Origin of the sequence: Pseudomonas sp. AF03-9 (genome assembly GCF_020515815.1) — a bacterium.
Classification (GTDB): domain Bacteria; phylum Pseudomonadota; class Gammaproteobacteria; order Pseudomonadales; family Pseudomonadaceae; genus Aquipseudomonas.
Window position 1 is genome coordinate 23228 of the sequence record NZ_JAHPJF010000002.1, and the last position, 16801, is coordinate 40028.

Annotated in this window: 17 protein-coding genes and 1 tRNA gene; 4 read left to right on the forward strand and 14 right to left on the reverse strand. The window is 55.9% G+C overall.

Annotated elements, in window-relative coordinates:
• The first annotated feature begins 17 nt into the window (after nt 1–17).
• Complete coding sequence (locus tag LIY36_RS03720; protein WP_192297199.1) at nt 18–743, forward strand: amidotransferase; 726 nt, start codon at nt 18–20, stop codon at nt 741–743.
• Here the strand turns inward: LIY36_RS03720 and LIY36_RS03725 are convergent.
• The 3 genes from LIY36_RS03725 to LIY36_RS03735 form a co-directional block, all read right to left on the reverse strand.
• A complete protein-coding gene (locus LIY36_RS03725) occupies nt 740–1711 on the reverse strand; it encodes a magnesium and cobalt transport protein CorA (RefSeq protein WP_192297198.1) in 972 nt (323 codons plus the stop codon). The two genes, LIY36_RS03720 and LIY36_RS03725, sit on opposite strands and share 4 nt — an antisense overlap.
• Before the next feature lie 125 nt (nt 1712–1836).
• The gene (locus LIY36_RS03730; RefSeq protein ID WP_226454841.1) at nt 1837–2559 is read right to left on the reverse strand and encodes a lysophospholipid acyltransferase family protein; all 723 of its coding nucleotides are present in this window, start codon (nt 2557–2559) and stop codon (nt 1837–1839) included.
• 212 nt (nt 2560–2771) lie between these two features.
• Nucleotides 2772–3464 carry a crotonase/enoyl-CoA hydratase family protein gene (locus LIY36_RS03735; protein WP_226454842.1) on the reverse strand — a complete coding sequence of 231 codons (693 nt, stop codon included), beginning with the start codon at nt 3462–3464 and terminating at the stop codon, nt 2772–2774.
• Between the two features lie 336 nt (nt 3465–3800).
• On the opposite strand from LIY36_RS03735, the gene LIY36_RS03740 reads away from it, so the two are divergent.
• The 3 genes from LIY36_RS03740 to LIY36_RS03750 all read left to right on the forward strand — a co-directional run bounded on the left by LIY36_RS03740 (nt 3801) and on the right by LIY36_RS03750 (nt 6352).
• Nucleotides 3801–3890, forward strand: a tRNA-Ser gene (locus LIY36_RS03740).
• Between the two features lie 204 nt (nt 3891–4094).
• Nucleotides 4095–4313, forward strand: a complete 219-nt coding sequence (locus LIY36_RS03745; RefSeq protein ID WP_226454843.1) for a hypothetical protein — start codon at nt 4095–4097, stop codon at nt 4311–4313.
• Between the two features lie 260 nt (nt 4314–4573).
• A complete protein-coding gene (locus LIY36_RS03750; RefSeq protein WP_226454844.1) occupies nt 4574–6352 on the forward strand; it encodes an NACHT domain-containing protein in 1779 nt (592 codons plus the stop codon).
• A 281-nt stretch (nt 6353–6633) separates the two neighbouring features.
• Here LIY36_RS03750 and LIY36_RS03755 read toward each other — a convergent pair whose 3' ends face one another.
• The 11 genes from LIY36_RS03755 to LIY36_RS03815 all read right to left on the reverse strand — a co-directional run bounded on the left by LIY36_RS03755 (nt 6634) and on the right by LIY36_RS03815 (nt 16799).
• Nucleotides 6634–7818: an Arm DNA-binding domain-containing protein gene (locus LIY36_RS03755; protein WP_226454845.1), complete on the reverse strand. Its 1185-nt coding sequence runs from the start codon at nt 7816–7818 to the stop codon at nt 6634–6636.
• Nucleotides 7819–8087: 269 nt separating this feature from the next.
• Entirely contained in the window at nt 8088–8336 is a 249-nt protein-coding gene (locus tag LIY36_RS03760) for a hypothetical protein (protein WP_226454846.1), read from the reverse strand.
• Between the two features lie 66 nt (nt 8337–8402).
• Nucleotides 8403–8696 (reverse strand): hypothetical protein, encoded by a 294-nt coding sequence (locus tag LIY36_RS03765; RefSeq protein ID WP_226454847.1) that lies wholly within the window; start codon nt 8694–8696, stop codon nt 8403–8405.
• 15 nt (nt 8697–8711) lie between these two features.
• Nucleotides 8712–11510 (reverse strand): toprim domain-containing protein, encoded by a 2799-nt coding sequence (locus LIY36_RS03770; protein WP_226454848.1) that lies wholly within the window; start codon nt 11508–11510, stop codon nt 8712–8714.
• 2 nt (nt 11511–11512) lie between these two features.
• Entirely contained in the window at nt 11513–11746 is a 234-nt protein-coding gene (locus LIY36_RS03775) for a hypothetical protein (RefSeq protein WP_032887471.1), read from the reverse strand.
• 73 nt (nt 11747–11819) lie between these two features.
• Complete coding sequence (locus tag LIY36_RS03780; protein WP_181644368.1) at nt 11820–12182, reverse strand: hypothetical protein; 363 nt, start codon at nt 12180–12182, stop codon at nt 11820–11822.
• Nucleotides 12179–12658 carry a YmfL family putative regulatory protein gene (locus LIY36_RS03785; RefSeq protein ID WP_274603015.1) on the reverse strand — a complete coding sequence of 160 codons (480 nt, stop codon included), beginning with the start codon at nt 12656–12658 and terminating at the stop codon, nt 12179–12181. Before LIY36_RS03785 ends, LIY36_RS03780 begins: the two co-directional genes overlap by 4 nt.
• A gap of 29 nt (nt 12659–12687) precedes the next feature.
• Nucleotides 12688–12900 carry a DNA-binding protein gene (locus LIY36_RS03790; RefSeq protein ID WP_122757077.1) on the reverse strand — a complete coding sequence of 71 codons (213 nt, stop codon included), beginning with the start codon at nt 12898–12900 and terminating at the stop codon, nt 12688–12690.
• A gap of 734 nt (nt 12901–13634) precedes the next feature.
• Nucleotides 13635–13892 carry an ogr/Delta-like zinc finger family protein gene (locus LIY36_RS03805; RefSeq protein ID WP_181644371.1) on the reverse strand — a complete coding sequence of 86 codons (258 nt, stop codon included), beginning with the start codon at nt 13890–13892 and terminating at the stop codon, nt 13635–13637.
• 74 nt (nt 13893–13966) lie between these two features.
• Nucleotides 13967–14836, reverse strand: a complete 870-nt coding sequence (locus LIY36_RS03810; protein ID WP_226455216.1) for a phage portal protein — start codon at nt 14834–14836, stop codon at nt 13967–13969.
• Nucleotides 14748–16799 (reverse strand): terminase large subunit domain-containing protein, encoded by a 2052-nt coding sequence (locus LIY36_RS03815; protein WP_226454850.1) that lies wholly within the window; start codon nt 16797–16799, stop codon nt 14748–14750. Before LIY36_RS03815 ends, LIY36_RS03810 begins: the two co-directional genes overlap by 89 nt.
• Nucleotides 16800–16801 lie beyond the last annotated feature (2 nt).

Sequence of the window (16801 nt, forward strand, 5' to 3'; positions counted from 1 at the left end):
CGTGTCAGGTATTTTTTATGTCGCTACGCGTCTGCATTCTGGAAACCGATGTCCTGCGCCCGGAGTTGGTGGATCAATATCAGGGGTATGGGCAGATGTTCCAGCGTCTGTTTTCCCAGCAGCCGATTGCGGCCGAGTTCGTCGTGTACAACGTGATGAACGGCGAATACCCGGACGACAGCGAGCAGTTCGACGCTTACCTCGTCACCGGCAGCAAGGCTGACTCCTTCGGCACCGACCCTTGGATCGAGAGGCTGCGGGCGTACCTGCTCAACCGCTATGAGCGTGGCGACAAATTGCTGGGCATCTGCTTTGGCCACCAACTGCTGGCGCTATTGCTGGGCGGCAAGAGTGAGCGCGCAAGCCAGGGCTGGGGTGTGGGCATCCACAACTACAAGATGGCTGCCAAGGCGCCGTGGATGAGCCCACGGGTGGAAGAGCTGACGCTGCTGATCAGCCACCAGGACCAAGTCACCGCGCTACCGGAAAACGCCACCGTCATCGCCTCCAGCGATTTCTGCCCGTTTGCCGCGTACCACATCAACGACCAGGTGCTGTGCTTCCAGGGCCACCCGGAATTCATCCACGATTACTCCCGCGCCTTGCTGGATATTCGCCAGCAGAACCTTGGTGAGAAAATCTACAACAGCGGCGTGGCCAGCCTGGAACATGACCACCACGGCGTGACCGTGGCGGAGTGGATGATGCGTTTTGTCGCGCACAAGCCTGACGCAGCGGCTTAAAGCCAGCCCGAACGTTTGAAGCTGGCCCACAAGCCGGTGCAGCCCAGTGCGATAAACCCGAGCACCGCAAAATAGCCGTAGTGCCATTGCAGCTCGGGCATGTTCTGGAAGTTCATCCCATAAATCCCCGCCACCGCCGTGGGGAACGCGAGGATCGCCGCCCACGCGGCGAACTTGCGCTGCACCACACTTTGGCGCGACGCCTCCAGCAACACACCGATCTCGATGGTCTGGCTGGCGATGTCGCGCAGGGTGGTGAGGTCTTCCATCTGGCGTGTCACGTGGATCTGCACGTCACGGAAATACGGGCGCATATTCTTGTCGATGAACGGGAAGCTCAGCTTCTGCAGTTCCTGGCTGATCTCCACCATCGGCGCCACATAGCGCTTGAGCCGCAGCACGTCGCGACGCAGGCCGTGAAGGTTCTGGATGTCGCGCTCATTCAAAGAACTGCACAGCACGTTGCGCTCCAACTCATCGATCTCGGCATGGATCGCTTCGCTCACGGGCTGGTAGTTCTCGGTGACGAAATCCAGCAGCGCATACAGTACGAAATCTTCCCCGTGTTCCAGCAGCAACGGCCGCGCCTCACAACGCTGGCGCACAAAGCCGTAGGACGCCGAATGACCGTTGCGTGCCGTGATGATGTAGCCGTTACCGGCAAAGATATGGGTTTCGATAAACACCAGCTTGCCGTTCTCGCGCACCGGCGAGTACGTGACGATAAACAGTGCATCGCCGAACGTCTCCAGCTTCGGCCGGCTGTGTTTTTCCAGGGCGTCTTCGATGGCCAGTTCATGCAGGTTGAACTGGCGTTGCAGGTTGGCCAGCTCTTGGGCGTTGGGTTCTTCCAGGCCGATCCAGACAAAGTGGCCGGGTTTGGCGGCCCAGGCCGCGCCTTCGTCGAGGGTAATGTCAGTAACTTTCTTACCGGCGCTGTAGACAGCGGCCGCAACAACTCTACCCATGGTGCTGATCACTTCTTATTAGGAGGACAGGTGTTGGGCAGCTTAGCCCGAAAGGCGTTCCATTGTGGGAACACAAGCCTGTAATGCTTGCTCGCGCTGGGGCGCCAAGCGCTCCCAAGACATCCTCACCCCCGCACCCACTCAAGATCCATCTGCGCAATACAAGCCTCCATCTGCACCTGACACGCCTGCATCAACCTCGGCACGTCATCCACCGTCATGCCAACCGTAGGAATCGGCGGCAACGAGCGTATGAGCACATCACCACTGTTCCAGCGATTCAGGCGCATCTGCGTGACGTAATTGTTCACGCACACCTGCACGATCGGCACACCGGCGGCAATCGCCATATGGAACGCGCCCTTCTTGAACGGCAGCAAACCCTTGCCCAGGTTGCGCGTGCCTTCCGGGAACACCCAGATCGACGTGTCCTTGTGTTGCAACGTATCGGTGGTGGTGAGCATCGCCCGGCGCGCCTTGTGCGCATTGCCCCGGTCGATCAGCACATTGCCCGCCAGCCAGAACAGCTGGCCGAACAACGGCACCCATTTCAGGCTTTTCTTGGCGATACACACAGTGCGATGGGGCACCACGTTGCCAAACACAAACAGGTCATAGTTGGACTGATGGTTGGCGATGATCACACAGCCGCTGGGCTTGTTTCGCAACGAGTCCACGTCGGCCTTGAGGTTCAGCCCCAGAATCCACATGGCCGGCAGTGCGTATAAACGTGCGCACAGGCGACTGTTGTCCGGGTTGAACGGTCGGCAGATCCCGACGAGCACGCCCAGCACACCGGCGAGCATAAAATGCAGGCCCATCAACAACATACGCAGCAGAAAAAGCATCGACACGGCCTATCGGGACAAAAGGTGGCGCAGTGTACGGATGTGCACTGTATTCGGCAATTACCCCTGTAGAGGTAGGAGATAGGCGATGTTTAAGTACATGTTTCAACATGTGCCAGCAGTGGCCGGCTAGAGCGGCTAGGGAAGTTTCGAGTTTGTGTGTAAGAAAAAGCCCGACTCAAGGTCGGGCTCTGGTGTGGCGGATGTAAGGCTTAACTCAGGATATGGCCCTGATCCTGGATGATGGCGTCATCCAGGGCGTCCAGCAGCGCCTTACGCACCTTCAATTTGGTGTGCTTGTGGGCGTTCATGTTGATCTTTTTCAACTGCCGTGCCGCTTCCAGGGCGGCAGCGTGCAGCTCTTCAGGCGCCACCACCTTGTCCAGGAAGCCAGCCTGCAAAGCGCCTTGCGGGTCAAACATCTCGGCATTGATCACCGAGCGATGAAACGCCGACTTGCGCAGGCGATCCCGCGCCAGCTCGATCCCGGCGTGGTGCATGGTCATGCCGATCGCCACTTCATTGAGGCCAATGCTGAACGGGCCCTCGACCCCAATCCGATAATCCGCCGACAACAGCAGGAACGCGCCCTTGGCCACCGCATGCCCAGGGCACGCCACGATCACCGGGAACGGATGCGACAACAGACGGCGCGCCAACGTCGAGCCCGACGTCACCAGACCGATGGCTTCTTTAGGGCCGGCCGTCATCACCTTCAAATCATAACCACCCGACAAAATCCCCGGCGTCCCGGTGATGATCACCACCGCCCGATCCTTCTCGGCCTGATCCAGTGCCGCATTAAACGCACTGACCACATCCGGAGAAATGGCATTCACCTTGCCGTTGCTCAACGTCAGGGTCGCGATACCGTCTTCGAGGTGGTAAGTAATCAACTCACTCATGACGCGGTTCCTTGTATGACTTGTTATAGATAGGCTGTTTATAGAAACGCATCCCCAAACGTTACCCACCCCACCCGCCCCGGTAAAGCGCCATGACTGACTACCCAGTCAGACTTTTCCCGCTCACCCAGCGGCGGACGGCCTAGGGCAGGGCACGACAGCCGCCCCAGACACCCGCCGACGGTGCCTGAGAATGGCAGAAACACCACCCCTTGCCGGGCATGCAATGGCATATCCCGCTAAGCGCATGAAAATTCTGAAAAAAACCTTTGCCATCGGAAAGGCTTTCGACTACATTAGCGCGCCTCGACAGACTGAACTGGTTTGACGAGATACGGTGAAGTGTCCGAGTGGCTTAAGGAGCACGCCTGGAAAGTGTGTATACAAGAAATTGTATCGAGAGTTCGAATCTCTCCTTCACCGCCACATTCTGAAAACGCAAACCCCTGATTTTCCTAGAGAAAGTCGGGGGTTTGTGCTTTTTGGTGTCTGAAAAATGGCTATATGGGACAGATCTGGGACAGATGCTCAATTCTCGTGCGAAAAAGGTGGTTGATTAACGAGTGTTCAAGCAATGTGGTCCGGCGGCATGAACTAGGCTCTTCAAATCCATCACTCAAGGATGATTTCATGTCAGATAACTCAGATTCCAACATCGCCACGGCAGATGCTTTGACACTGCTCCTGCAGAATCAGTATGCCTTGGGGGCGGCGATAGAAGAGGTCACCAAGTGGCTTTCAGATAATGGTGTGGAGGATGTTGCCCTTAACGCAGTGACAGCTATGGAAACCTTGGACACAAACGCACAGGCACTGACAGATGCGATTATGTGGTTACGGCGGTCATAGGAGCTCGCAGTTGCATAGAGATGACCAGCCACCAGCAATCTTTTTCAGATCTTCACTGTAGGTAGCATAGGCCGGGGGCAGACAAATGAGCAAATGAGGAGTACACCCGATCATAATCGCCGCCAATGAGTTTGATTCATTTATTAAGTATTCTGCGGATTCTCGCCTTTTCACAATTTTGAGTCGGATGTATTTTCTACTAAATGACCCTGTTGCTACTCTCAGCTAGGGAGTAGATGTAAATTACAAGGATGCGAATCATGGCTATAGAAATTACTGCGACAGCCTTGGCCAAAGTGCTGACACCCACAATCACGACAATATTTAAAGAGCTAGGTGTCGCTTTTAAAAAACAGAAAACTAAGTGGGATGCAGCGGTATCTATCAATAGCTTGGCAGAAATTATTCTCAATATAAACACAGTAAAAACTATGTGGTCGCGTGACAAGGGAGTGTTAATTAGTGACTTTTACTACCCGCCACGAATAACTCAAAAAAACAGTCTGCATGCATATGCGGCGACAGAAGATATAATTAACGGAAACTCCGTTATTGAAGGTATTGTGGGGCAGGGAAAATCTATCCTGATGCGCAATCTTTGTAATGAGATTTTAAGTGTTGGCAGAATACCAATATTTATTGAGCTTCGTATGGTTTCTAGTGATCGGTCTCTACTGGATTTAATTTTAGACTATATGGATGCTGCTGGAATAATAGGCGGCAGAGTTGTTTTCGACTTCTTAGCTTCAGAGGGTAAAGCTAGTCTAGTGCTTGATGGGTTCGATGAGATCCCAGAGAGCATGGTTACTTCGACAGTTTATGCCATTCAAAATTTCCATAAAAAATATATTGACTTACCCTTGATTGTCTCTTCACGTCCGCATCATGCAGTGCAGCGTCTTGCGGGATTTAGAAATTTCAATATAGACGAATTTGAAGAGGAGGATTATCAACCTTTTTTGCGCAAGCTGATCGAAGATGTGATTCTTAGAGAAAATATATATCAGTCTATAATAGGCGCCCCCACTAATATACGCGGTGTAATTACAACGCCGCTTATGCTGACTTTGTTGTGTCTTGTATACGAGATGGAGAGTCATATACCGGCAACCCTGCCAGATTTTTTTAATAGCTTGTTTTCAGCCGTTTTTACTAGGCATGATAGGTTTAAGCCGGGTTTTCAAAGAGAACGGCACAGTGGGCTATCCGAGTCGAAACTCCATCGTCTATTTGATGCTTTTTGCTTCATGGCGATGCAGTTAGGCCTTGGCAGAACGATGAAAGATATTGAGTTTTATCGTGCGTTTAATGAGGCCTTGGAGTACGCGGGGGGGGTGTCATGTGAAGTTGAAGGTTTTCGGAAAGATATAGTTAACGTTGCTTGTTTGATGCTTGAGGATGGTTATGAACAAGTTAGCTTTCTTCACAAGAGCATACTTGAATATCATGCGGCCTCATTTGTAAGACATTCATCATCCGAAATGGCTTGTGAGTTTTACGAGATCGCAGCTAGCGATATGAACTCTTGGGACGACGTGTTGGGCTTCCTGAAGTATATGGATGAGTTTCGGTACGGCAAGCACTTCACTCTAAAGTATTACCCGGCGGAACTCGAGGAGATTTCTCTAGTAATCCTAAGTCAAAACGAAGAAAGTTATCTTCGCTATCTAGAGGGAAAACTTCCAGGGTTTCTCGTGGAGATGTCCGGAACTTCTATTAGTGCATTTGTGGTTATGCACCCGGAGACAATGTTTCCGTTCCATTATATTCTTGCGGATTCTATGCACGATGTTGTAGAGGCGGCAATAGCGAATGCTTCGGATCGAGAGATATATAGTTCAATAAGAGCAACGAAAACATCGCGTGCGGGAGTGTTGGGGATAAATCTCAAATCGATCTTCGAATATCTCAATCCGAAGGGTATTTTGTCAATGCTCATTGAGGTTGAAGAAAGTATCAAGGTGGAGCTAACCAAGTTTGAAGCCATAGTTGGAGCGGAACGAAAAAAACTAAAAATACTTCGACCAGATAAAAATTAACCTTTCCATAGGAGTTGTATCTTGTGAACCTCGGGCGCCAGAAAGTCAGCAGCCACAAAGCTTATGAATGCGTGCCCGTAAATTTAGACCAGCCAACTGGCTATTCGTGAGGCGGTCGTCTGATGCGTCGCTGGTCATGATAGGCAGTGGACCCTTTCCGTTCGGCTTAAGTGGGGCCACCGCGCGCCTGATCCCGATGCGTTCACGACATGAGCCATTGCGCGTCTGGGCAAGCCTGACGGCGGTGGGCCGGTTTGCCAAAACGGTCGGGCTTACAGGATTCAGGGTAGAGCTGTGATCGGCGAAAGCTTCAGTGCCAACTGCAGCATGCCCACTACATCTGGCCCATCCTCGTTGATCCAGATTCCATAATGCTGACGGATCATGTTGCCGTTGGTATGTCCCATCTGTTCGGCAATCCAATCAATTGACGCAACGCCCGTGGTCAGCAACTGACTGGCGTACGTGTGCCGGCACTGGCCAGGCCCGCGATAACGAACCCCTGCCGCAAGCAAGTGAGCCTTAAAGAATCGGTCGCGCACGACAAAGTCGTTGGCATGTGGCAAACCACTTTTGGTGTTCAAGAACACAAAGTGCAGAGTGTGCTGGCGCACCGTCTTGTTGTCCCGCTCAACAATCTCCACAGTTTCCGGTTTCCGCTTTCGGGTGAGTGCATCGATCTTGCGCAACGCTTCCCAAGCGGGAGCTAGCAGGCGAACCTTGCGCATCGAGCGGCGGGTTTTTGTGACGCGATAGGCGCCGCGTACCTTCGATCGGCGAAAGGTTACGCTGCCTTGTTCCAGGTCAACGTCTTCCCACGCCAAGGCGATGGTTTCAGACACTCGAGGACCGGCCCATAACATGAACTGCACCATCAGCAGCTCATAGGTACGCGGGGTCGGCGTTTCCAGGATCTGTTTGATTTCCGCCCGGGTGAACGGGTCCGGCGCCTCGGGATCTGGCAGTCGCACCATTAAACCCTCAGTCGGGTCGTGCGCAACTTTCATCCGGGTGCGATAGAGCCGGAAGACCTGACGTACGTTGCTGATGATGTCGCGGATAGTCTTGTTTTTGAGCGTTTTCGACAGGGTCACCTGTATCCATTCCTGTAGGTCCAAGTGGTCGATATTGTGGATCTGTACCTTCCCCCAGCGTGGCCGTACGTGAACCTCCGCCTTGTTGGCGTAGCCCCGATAGCTGGACGCTGCGACACTGTTGGCTTTGATCTTTAACCACAGGTCCAGGTAGTGACCGAATGTGTTTTCTACCAGCTTGACCGAGTTGGGAAAGTGCCGTGCGTAATCGAAGGTGCCGGCCTGAATCTCGTACTCGATGATTTCAACCATGCGCTTAGCCTGGGCCACGTTGGCCGGTGTGTTGCCGCCCGGGATTGCTTCCCGGCATTTCTCCCCGTTGTATTGAAAATAGATTCTCACGGACTTCCCGCGAGCTTCGACCCCACTCATGTAAACCCCTAAAGCTGTGCTTGTGTATCGACAGTCTGACGATCGGAAACAAAAAGGCCCGTTTCCGGGCCAAGTATCTGGTAGCGCATCTTCTTGTGGACGCGGCTTACCCTTTGGGCTTGTGGTTGCGTAGATGTGCGTTCTGCAGCTGGCGCCGCTGACTGCACTTGTCATGGTTACCTTGGGCGCGCCACCTGCCGCACTGATCGCAAAGGCTGGTGTAATCAATGTTCCAGGGGAAGCGCCGCGCTGGTGTTGCTGCAGGACTGTCAGACATTGCGCGATACGCCCCGGGTTGCCGGTTTGGCGAGCAGTTGGGCGACGACGGCGGCATCCGTTGCGCTGAGTTCGCCCAGGGTGTTGGCCATCTGGCTGAGGCTTTCAAGGCGGGTTCGTGATTCAGGGGTTTTGTGTACCAGGTAACCAATGACGGCCGCGCCGATGATCGCGGTGGCCACCAGGTGGCGTGCCGGTGTGGTAGCCTTCGCGCCGCTGCTGCTTAGGTTCTGTGCTTGCATGGTTATAGCCCTCTGTTGCGGTTAGGTGTCGGGGAGCTGCAACTCCTCGACACTGCTTTTTTAAGGTCAGTCCTTACGGGCCAGGTGGATCACCAGGCCGTCAAAATCCGGCTCATGCTCAACGCATGATTGCCATTCCAACACTTTCAAAATCTGTTGCCTGCTGCAGTCCTCCACCAGGATTTCGCGCTGGCCACCGGCCGCCCGGACTTCCAGAATCTCCAACAAACCATCTTCCCCATAAGCACCTGCCTGGATGATCGGCGCGCTCTCGCCGGTGAAGTCGAGACGGTCTTGCACTGACTGCAGCTTGCTTGTTTTGCCGTCGCCGGCATTGCCCATAAACACTTGGATCTGCATCGGTCTTGCTCTCCTTTACGCCTTGAATGTCCAGCACTTCACTGTGGTCGGCCGGGGTTGTGAACACGGGTTTCGGCTGTTGAACGCAGCACGTACAGCGCTGTGTACGGCTTTGTTGCTGTCTAGAAACTTGCGGGAACGGGACTCTTTGAGCAGGTCGCGCAACGTGGCCACGTCGGCCAGCTTCTGTTTGTGTTCAGCGGCACGCTCACAGAATTCGTTGAGGTTGATAGCGATCACGGTGGAGTCGCTGCTGTGGTCCACCACCGGGTCTTCGCTCAAGGATTCGAGGTAGTCGTAAACCTCCCAAAACTCGGCCACGGCCGCATGGTCGGAGCTGATCGACGCCTGGCGCTCGATGGCCATCCTCACGATCTGGCGCTGGGTGGCGGCGACCTGGGGATCACTCAATTTCAGGACCAGGCGAATACCGTCCAACAGCGAGAGCATTTGTGCGTGGTTTTTGCTGATGCGCTCCACGCGGATGTAGCCCCGCAGGTCATAGCCGCAGCTGGTGCAATTGCCCTGGTCACTGGCATAGGCCGTGCTGCAGGCGAAGCAATGGGTGTGCAAACGACGCAGCTTCGATTCGTGTTCGGGCATTCGCTGGGCGAATAGCTCAAGCACCGCGGACTCCTTGCCCACGGCCCGCAACAAGAAGTGGCTGAGGGTGCCACCGTCCAGGGCGTTGAGTTGATCCGCTGCAGCACGGCTCTCAGGTGTGACGGTCGGGCGCACGAAGTGCAGCTTCACAATGCGCGTCATGATCGCTTCGTGTGCAACCACTGCCGCGTTCTGGCTGATAGCAATCGTTCCCCGGAATGGTGGCTCGTATGTCTCGTTGCCGGCGGTCTTGACGCCTTTCGTAGCCAGGGTGCCGCCGCCATAGAAGTCTTTCAGCTCGTCCCATTCGAAGGTTTTAGCGTGCGCCCGATCATCGCCGTGGCGATCCGCCTCTAGGAACACTACCGGCATGCCGGAGACCTGGCCCATCAGGCGAGAGCGCCCAGCCTTGGTAGATTTCATCGGGTCAAATCCTTCATAGCCTTCGCGGCCGAGCAGTTTCCAGAGGAGGTTCAGCAGGGTTGTTTTGCCGGCGCCGGCTTCACCCGTGGCTTCCAGGAATGGGAAGGATTGGTAGCGGGCGCGAATTTGTTCGCAGTACAGCGAGCCAAAGAAGAACACCAACGCGACGAAGCCCTGGGCGCCGAAGCAGGTCCACAGCAATTGCACCCACTTCTCGTCAAAGCCCTTTGCTTCACGCTGCAGCTTGATCGGAACGCCTTTCTGCAGGGTTTTCAGGCGCAGCTTGCCGAACTCGAAATAGTCTTCACTGTTGACCTTGTAGGTGGTGCCGTCCTTGATCGCGATGTCGCCGTAGACGTAGCAGGCGTACTCCTTGCTGTAGCCCACGTAGTCGATGGTCGAAACGGTTTTGATGCCGAACAGCTGATCTTTCATGAGCTTGTCGAGCTGCTGGCCACTGCCGGTAAACATTGCACCCGCCGCCATACCGAGCAGCCGCTTTTTGAATTCGCTTGCTGCCGACAGCTGGCCGCTGGTGAACGTGTTTTTCACGCTTTCGGAGTCGTGGGGGAAGTCCACACGCATGTAGTACCAGGACTCGTCCGTTACCTCGTTACGTTGGAAATAGAGGGCCTGGGGGTAGCAGTTGGCAATCTCCACGACGCTGCCGGACTGCTGCAGTGCTTTTTCGCGCTGTTGCGCCTGGTTCAGCAGCTGGTCGTCGTGGTTCTCGCTGTCCTCGATGTCGGACATGGCGCGGTTGAATTTCTCCATGTCCAACTTGAACCAGTACAGGCGGCTCCCGAAGCCCAGGTGAAATTCCCCGCGCTTGTTCCAGTCGTACATGAGCAATGCCTTTTCCGCCGCGCTCTCGGCCAGCAGCAGGGCGCCCTGGTGTCGAGCTTGCTTGAGGTCGCTGGCGATCTGGTCGGCACGTTTGGTTTCGTCCTGGATGAAGTTCCAACGCTGGTGAAGATCGTTCCAGTCAGACTTTCGGCCGTCGCGTTGCGGGATCTGTGCGGACTCGCAGATGAAACCCAGGGCATGGGCTTCGCGCACCCAGCGCCGGGTGTAGGCGTTTGCGCTCGGTTCGTTGTCCAGAGCCCAAACCAGTTTGGGCAGCTTCCCGCCTTCCCGGGTTTTAACCAGCTCCCTGAGCGAGTCCCCAGGGAACGCGTTGGACGACATTGCAGACACGGCAGCGATGTCGTTGTGCACCAGGGCAATGGCGTCGAAGATCCCTTCAACGATCCAGATTTCCTTGGCCTCAAGCAGATCGACGCAGGGCGGGCACCACCAGACGCCGCGATAGCTGTCCTTGGACTTGAAGCGGGCCTTCATCTTGCCGAAGCGATGCGGTTGATCAATCAGGCGCTCCCACCAGCCACCTTTGTCCAGGGCGAAGCGCACGGTCGCGCTGCCGGCGTTGTGTTCGGCGGAATAGAAGGTTTCCTGGGTGAACCAGCCCTGGATCAGCTCAAACCGAAAGCCCCGGGCGAACTCCAGATAGGCGCGTGCGGTCGCGTTGGGGTGTTGATCTGTTGCCGGCGCTCGTTTGCTCCAGTCTTCGAACAAATCGTCGTACAGCTCTTTTACGTGCAGGGTGTGGCCGCACTTTTCAGGGCGACCACAGATGACCATCCATGGCGTGTCAAACCGAGAGTACAGCTCCTTTTTTTTGCACTTGGGGCATGTGCCGCCGCGCATGTAATCGGTGCCTGTGCGGTGCTTGAGCCCGAAGTCGGACTGGAGGCGTTGCAACACGTCGTGGCGAAGATCTTCTTTCATGGTTACTTCACTGCTTTCAGGCTGTGGGACAGGGCTGCCATAAGGCGTTTTTGCGCAGCCATTACCGGGACATGGGCGAGAATTGCGCCGTGGCGCAGACCGTCCGCCACAAGGCGGAACTGGTCGGCATACCAGTGTTCGTTGAGGCTCAAGCGGTACTGTTCGCGCAAGTTGGCCAACAACGCTTCGGCCTCTGCGGGTGGCAGTTGGGTGGTGACAATTACGGCGGTTGCCATCGTGAAACCTCGTTTTTGGGCGCAGCTCACCCAAACCCACGGCAGGTAGGCTCAGGACATTGCTAAAGGGGTGTTAGGTAGCGGGGGTAATGCGAGTGGCGCGGCCGGCGGCTATCAGGTGTTCATAGATCAAGTGAACAGGCACTGACCAGGTGCAGCCGCGTACGGGATCGGTGATAACCACGGCATCTGATTTGCTGGCCTTGATGTCGATCTGTTGTCGAACATTGATTTCAGCAAGATCGCCCAAAGCCTCACATGTGAGCCGCAGGGCAAGCGCTTTATCAGCTTGGAAGCTATCCACCAGGTGGCTGATGGTCCGTTCAATGAATTGGCCCTGATCACCCAAATGTTCCCCCTGGTGGCGTTCCAGGAATGTGAGTGCAGCGGCGCGGATGGTGCTGCGATAGTCCATGTCCGTTGAGGCGTTGTTCATTGTGCTTTCCCCGATTTGGCGCGGTATAGGTCTATCGCGGCATAGACTTCGGCAGTTCGTGCTGCCATGTGCAACGTGTGTGCGTTCTGAATCAACTCGGCTTCGGCGTCGGTGATCACGCCATCTTCAAGCGCCTGGGCAATGGCTTGATCGACCGTTCCCTGTTTGGCCGAACTCTGCATGGCCCGTGCGTACATCTCCACGTTATCCAGGTTCTCGGGGTGGGTAACCGGCACGAACATGCCGCCGTACATAGCCGCCACGTAATTAGCAAAGTGTTGTGTGCCGGTGACTTGCTCCAACTGGAAAATCTGCGCATCTGTCAAAGGACGGCAGTTGTTGTTCTCATATGCGTGGTTATCAAACTTCTTGAGCGGCAGGCCAATCCTGGCAGCGGCGCATTCGCGGCCACCTTCGAAGATGCAAATAATTGCACTGACGACTTCGCGACGTGTTTTTAGAACCTGGCTTTCCATCTTCTGCTGTTCCCTCAGTACGTTGCCCATTACTGTGCGATGACGCCGTCTTTGATACCAAGCAGGACGGCAGCGCGATGTGCCTCCCCACGACGGCATTGGCTTTGGCCACTCAGGACCGCATAGACGGTGCTTGGGTTGAGCTGGTGTTGGGTCGCGAAGTCTTTGGCGGACTGACCCCTTTTTTCTAATGCTTCCCGTGCTTGCTGACGGGCTTGCTCGGTAACGCTTGAGTTCGGCATAGTGCAGATCCGTGCAATTTCATGTGGTGTGAGATGCACAATGATGCACTTAGGTGCACTTGTAAATAGTAAGGATGAAAAAAAGTGCATCTTTCTGAAGAGATCGGTTCTCGGCTGCAAGAAGAGCGGAAGCGGTGCGGCATGACGCAGAACCAGGTCGCGGAAGCACTTGGGATAGCCAAACGAACGCAGGCGAACTACGAGGCTGGATCTAGCGATGCCACGGCGTCGTACCTGAGTAAGGTTATGGTTCAGTTCCAATTCGACGTGCCCTACATCCTCACGGGACTGCGTAGCACTCTGGCCCTCGATTCGCTGAATGAGGATGAAGACAGCGTTGTTCAGCAGTACCGTAGTATCCCGGCAGATGATCAAAGAGCCATTCGGCGTTTCGTTAAGGCCATGGCAGACGATGCTGCCAAAGGGCTGAGCTGACCTCGATGTTTGCGCCTTGCCAGCCGCTTGCCCCCATATCAGTGCGTCAGCAATAGATTTTATGGAGTGGTAAGCATGTTGGATCGCACTAACGCCGATGCCGGTTACGTTGAAATAGCTGCATCTGCGCGGTATGAGCTTTCGCATATTGAGCGACGCTTGATTGGCTTCTATCGCCAGTTGAGTCAACGTGACCAGGAGCAATTGCGCAGGTTGACCGAAGCGCTGATAAGCAACCCGGATCCGTCCGACGAAGATTGATTCCTGAGCCGCCGACATGTGGTTGTCGGCGGTTTGCATCATGCAACTGCCTGCAAACCAAGCTGTTCAAACAACTCCCGCTGTTGTGCCCTGGGCATGTCTCTAAGCCGATCGATCAGCATCCTGTCGAACGTCTGCGCAGACGGGCTGAGCGTGTGAGAGAACGTGAGATTTGCCACCCAGCTATGCCCGCATTGGGCGTCAAGGCACTGGCAGTAGAGTTTCGCAAAATCGGCAGATAGCACCTCACGTGATGCAATTCGGCCTTTGTGTCCGCATTTACAGGTTACTCGCATGTTCCCTCCCCAGGGTGCAGCAAATTGCCACTATTTTCGCACTTGATGCAGTATTTTTCTCTATCTTTGAAGCATTAGGTAGCGCTTTCCGCTGCTTTCTCGGGCTCTCGCCAGTTGATGCGCCTGTCTAGTCGTAGCCGGTCATTCACCTGGTTGAACAACTGGCAAATCGGCCTGATCTCGTTGCTGGTGTACACGCGATCGATCTTCTCAATATCACCAAACCCGCCGTTGTTTTCCGGGATGATCCCGGCCAGGGCAGGGTTCATCCGCCAGGCGGCGATCACGTCGTTGCGCGTGATGTTCTTCACCTTTTCCAGCTCGTCCTTGGCCTGAAAATCACCCACGGGGATGATCTGGATCGCGTTCTCCTTGCCGTTGGGGATGTTGACGAACATCGAGCGGAAGTTGCCCACACCCTTGCTGGCGCTGATCTGGGCGCGCAGGTTTTCTTCGTCCTCTTCGGTCAGGTCCGGGTCGTTGGTGTAGAAGATGTAACCCGCGTGCGCGCCGTTGCTGTAGTAGCGCCGGCGGAACAGGGTCGCGGCTTCGTTGAGCAGCAGCGCCTGCAGGCCGCCCAGGTAGTCGGGCACGCCGTAGATGTTTTGTTCCACGTCGTAGTCCAGGACGTGTTCGATTTCGTCCTGGTCGAAGTCCATGTACTTGCTGTCGGGCAGCAGCATCCTGAACCCGCCATCCACCTTCACCCGCATGTTGATCGCCGGTAGGTGCTGCATCTCCAGCACTTCGCCGAAGGCGTTGGTGTCGCGGTAAAAATACGCCTCGCCAAACACCATGTAGTCCAGGCTCGCCCGGCCCATGGTTTGCGTGGTGCAGCCCTCGGACGGGATGAATTCACGCAGCAGAAGGTTGCGCTTGAACTTGGGAATGGCGCCGTGGTGCGCGTTGGCGCGCAGCAGCTTGGCCAGGCCCGCCCGTGACACTGGCGGCTTGTAGATCTCGCCGTCGTCGCTGAGAAACACGCCCAGGTACTCGCCGATGTTGCCGGACAGCACCTGTTCGGGTTCCCCGAAGGTGAACGCTCGCATGGGCTGTGGCTGTTGCACCTGCTGGCTGGCTTGGGGCTTTTTGTGTCGTGGCTTGGGCATTGGTTCCGCTCGTAACGTAGCGGCTGCGGCGCCGCTTGTTGTGGTTTAGGGGTTCATTGGCTAGGGCGTGCATGACCGCCCAGGCGATGTCCGCGTGACCGGTGGCGTCGGTACGCGAAGCGCTGTAGGTCACTTGGCCGCTGGTGGTGGTGCCGCGCTTGATCGTCAGGAACGCCTGGGCGATGTCGGTCCAGCCTGCGTCCCACTCGATGCGACTGCCCTGGATCGTGTCCTGGGCCTTGAGCACCAGGGTGTTTTTGGTTTCCAGGCTGTAGTGGATCGGCGTGGCCTTCGCGTAGAAGTCGCGCACCAGGTCGAACACGCCATAGCCCACGCCGGTGATGTCGATGCCGATATGTTGCACGTTGAAGCGCTCGGTGAGCTTCTTGACCTGGGCAGCCTGGAAGGTGAACGAATGCCCCCGCCAGCTGTGCTTTTCCAGGATGCGGAATTTCGCCCCGGGTTCCAGCGGCGGGGCGACCACCACACAGGTGGCGTCGTCGCGGGTACGGCTTGGATCGTAGCCAAGCCACACCGGGCTGTTGCCGAAAGGCCGATCCAGTTCCGGGTCGTAGTCCTCCCACAAGGACAGGTCGGAGTAGCAGCGCTCCAGATCCTTGAGCCCGAACGCGCTCTGGCTGCTGTCGATGAACTTGCAGTAGAACAACTGCTGGAATTTGTCCTCGTCGTACTCCAGCTGCAGCTGCTCCAGGTCGAACAGATCGCAACCGCCGGCGATGGCATCGTCCAGGGTGATGGTCTTGCGCCACTGACCATCGGGGCACAGTGCACCCTGGGTGTACGCCGCTTCGGTGGGCCAAACGCCGCCGGCCTTCTTGCCGCGTTTGCTGTTGCGGAATTCCTCACCTGACCAGAACGGATACGCCTGGTGCGACACAGCGCTGGGCGTCGAAAAGTAGGTTTTTCTCCACTTCTTGTGGGTGCCCATGGCGCTGGCCACAGTGCTGAGCTTTTCGAAGTCGCGAATCCAGAAATACTCATCCACGTAGACGTGGCCATGGTAGCCCTGGGCGGTGCTGCTGTTGGTGCTGAGGAAGCGCAGTTCGGCGCCGTTGCTGAGCGTGATCGGGTTGCCGGTCAGCTCAATGTCGAACCACTGCTTGGCGAACTGGATGATGTAGCTGCGGAAGATTTCCGACTGCGAGCGACTGGCCGACAGGAACACCTGGTTGTCGCCGTTCAGTACCGCGTCCATGAACGCTTCGCCGGCGAAGTAGTAGGTCAGGCCCACCTGGCGGCTTTTGAGGACGTTACGGACGCGACAGGTCAGCGGGTTTTGCTTGGCAGCGAACAGTTCCTGCTGATAGCGGTACATCTTGCTGATGAACTTATCTAGGAAGTCCACTTCGGACAGCCCGCTGATGTCGTTCTTGGCCTTCTTGTCCTTTTTCTTGCCTCCACCTTCGCCACGGCCCGAACGCTCACCACGAGCACCAGGGCGACGTTCCTGGGGCTCGCCGGCAGATTCCCCGGCTGGCGCCGGCAACGGTTTGACCGCTTGCTTTAACAGGCGCTCGCGAACGACGGTCAGTCGATCCAGTTCGTTCAGATCGTCTTTGGAGAGGCTGCCAACTTTGTCCAGGAGGAGGGTGATCCGCCGGCCAACGGCGGTCAGCGGTTCTTCGTCCGACAGCATGTCCTCCCATCCGCCCTGGCGTATCCAGTAGTAGACGATTCGGATGTTGGGCAGGTTGAGCTGCGCCTGAATTTCCTTGGCCTTACAGCGGCGCAGAAACAAGCGTTTGGCGGCTTCTTTAACTTCGGTCGAGTAGTACATGG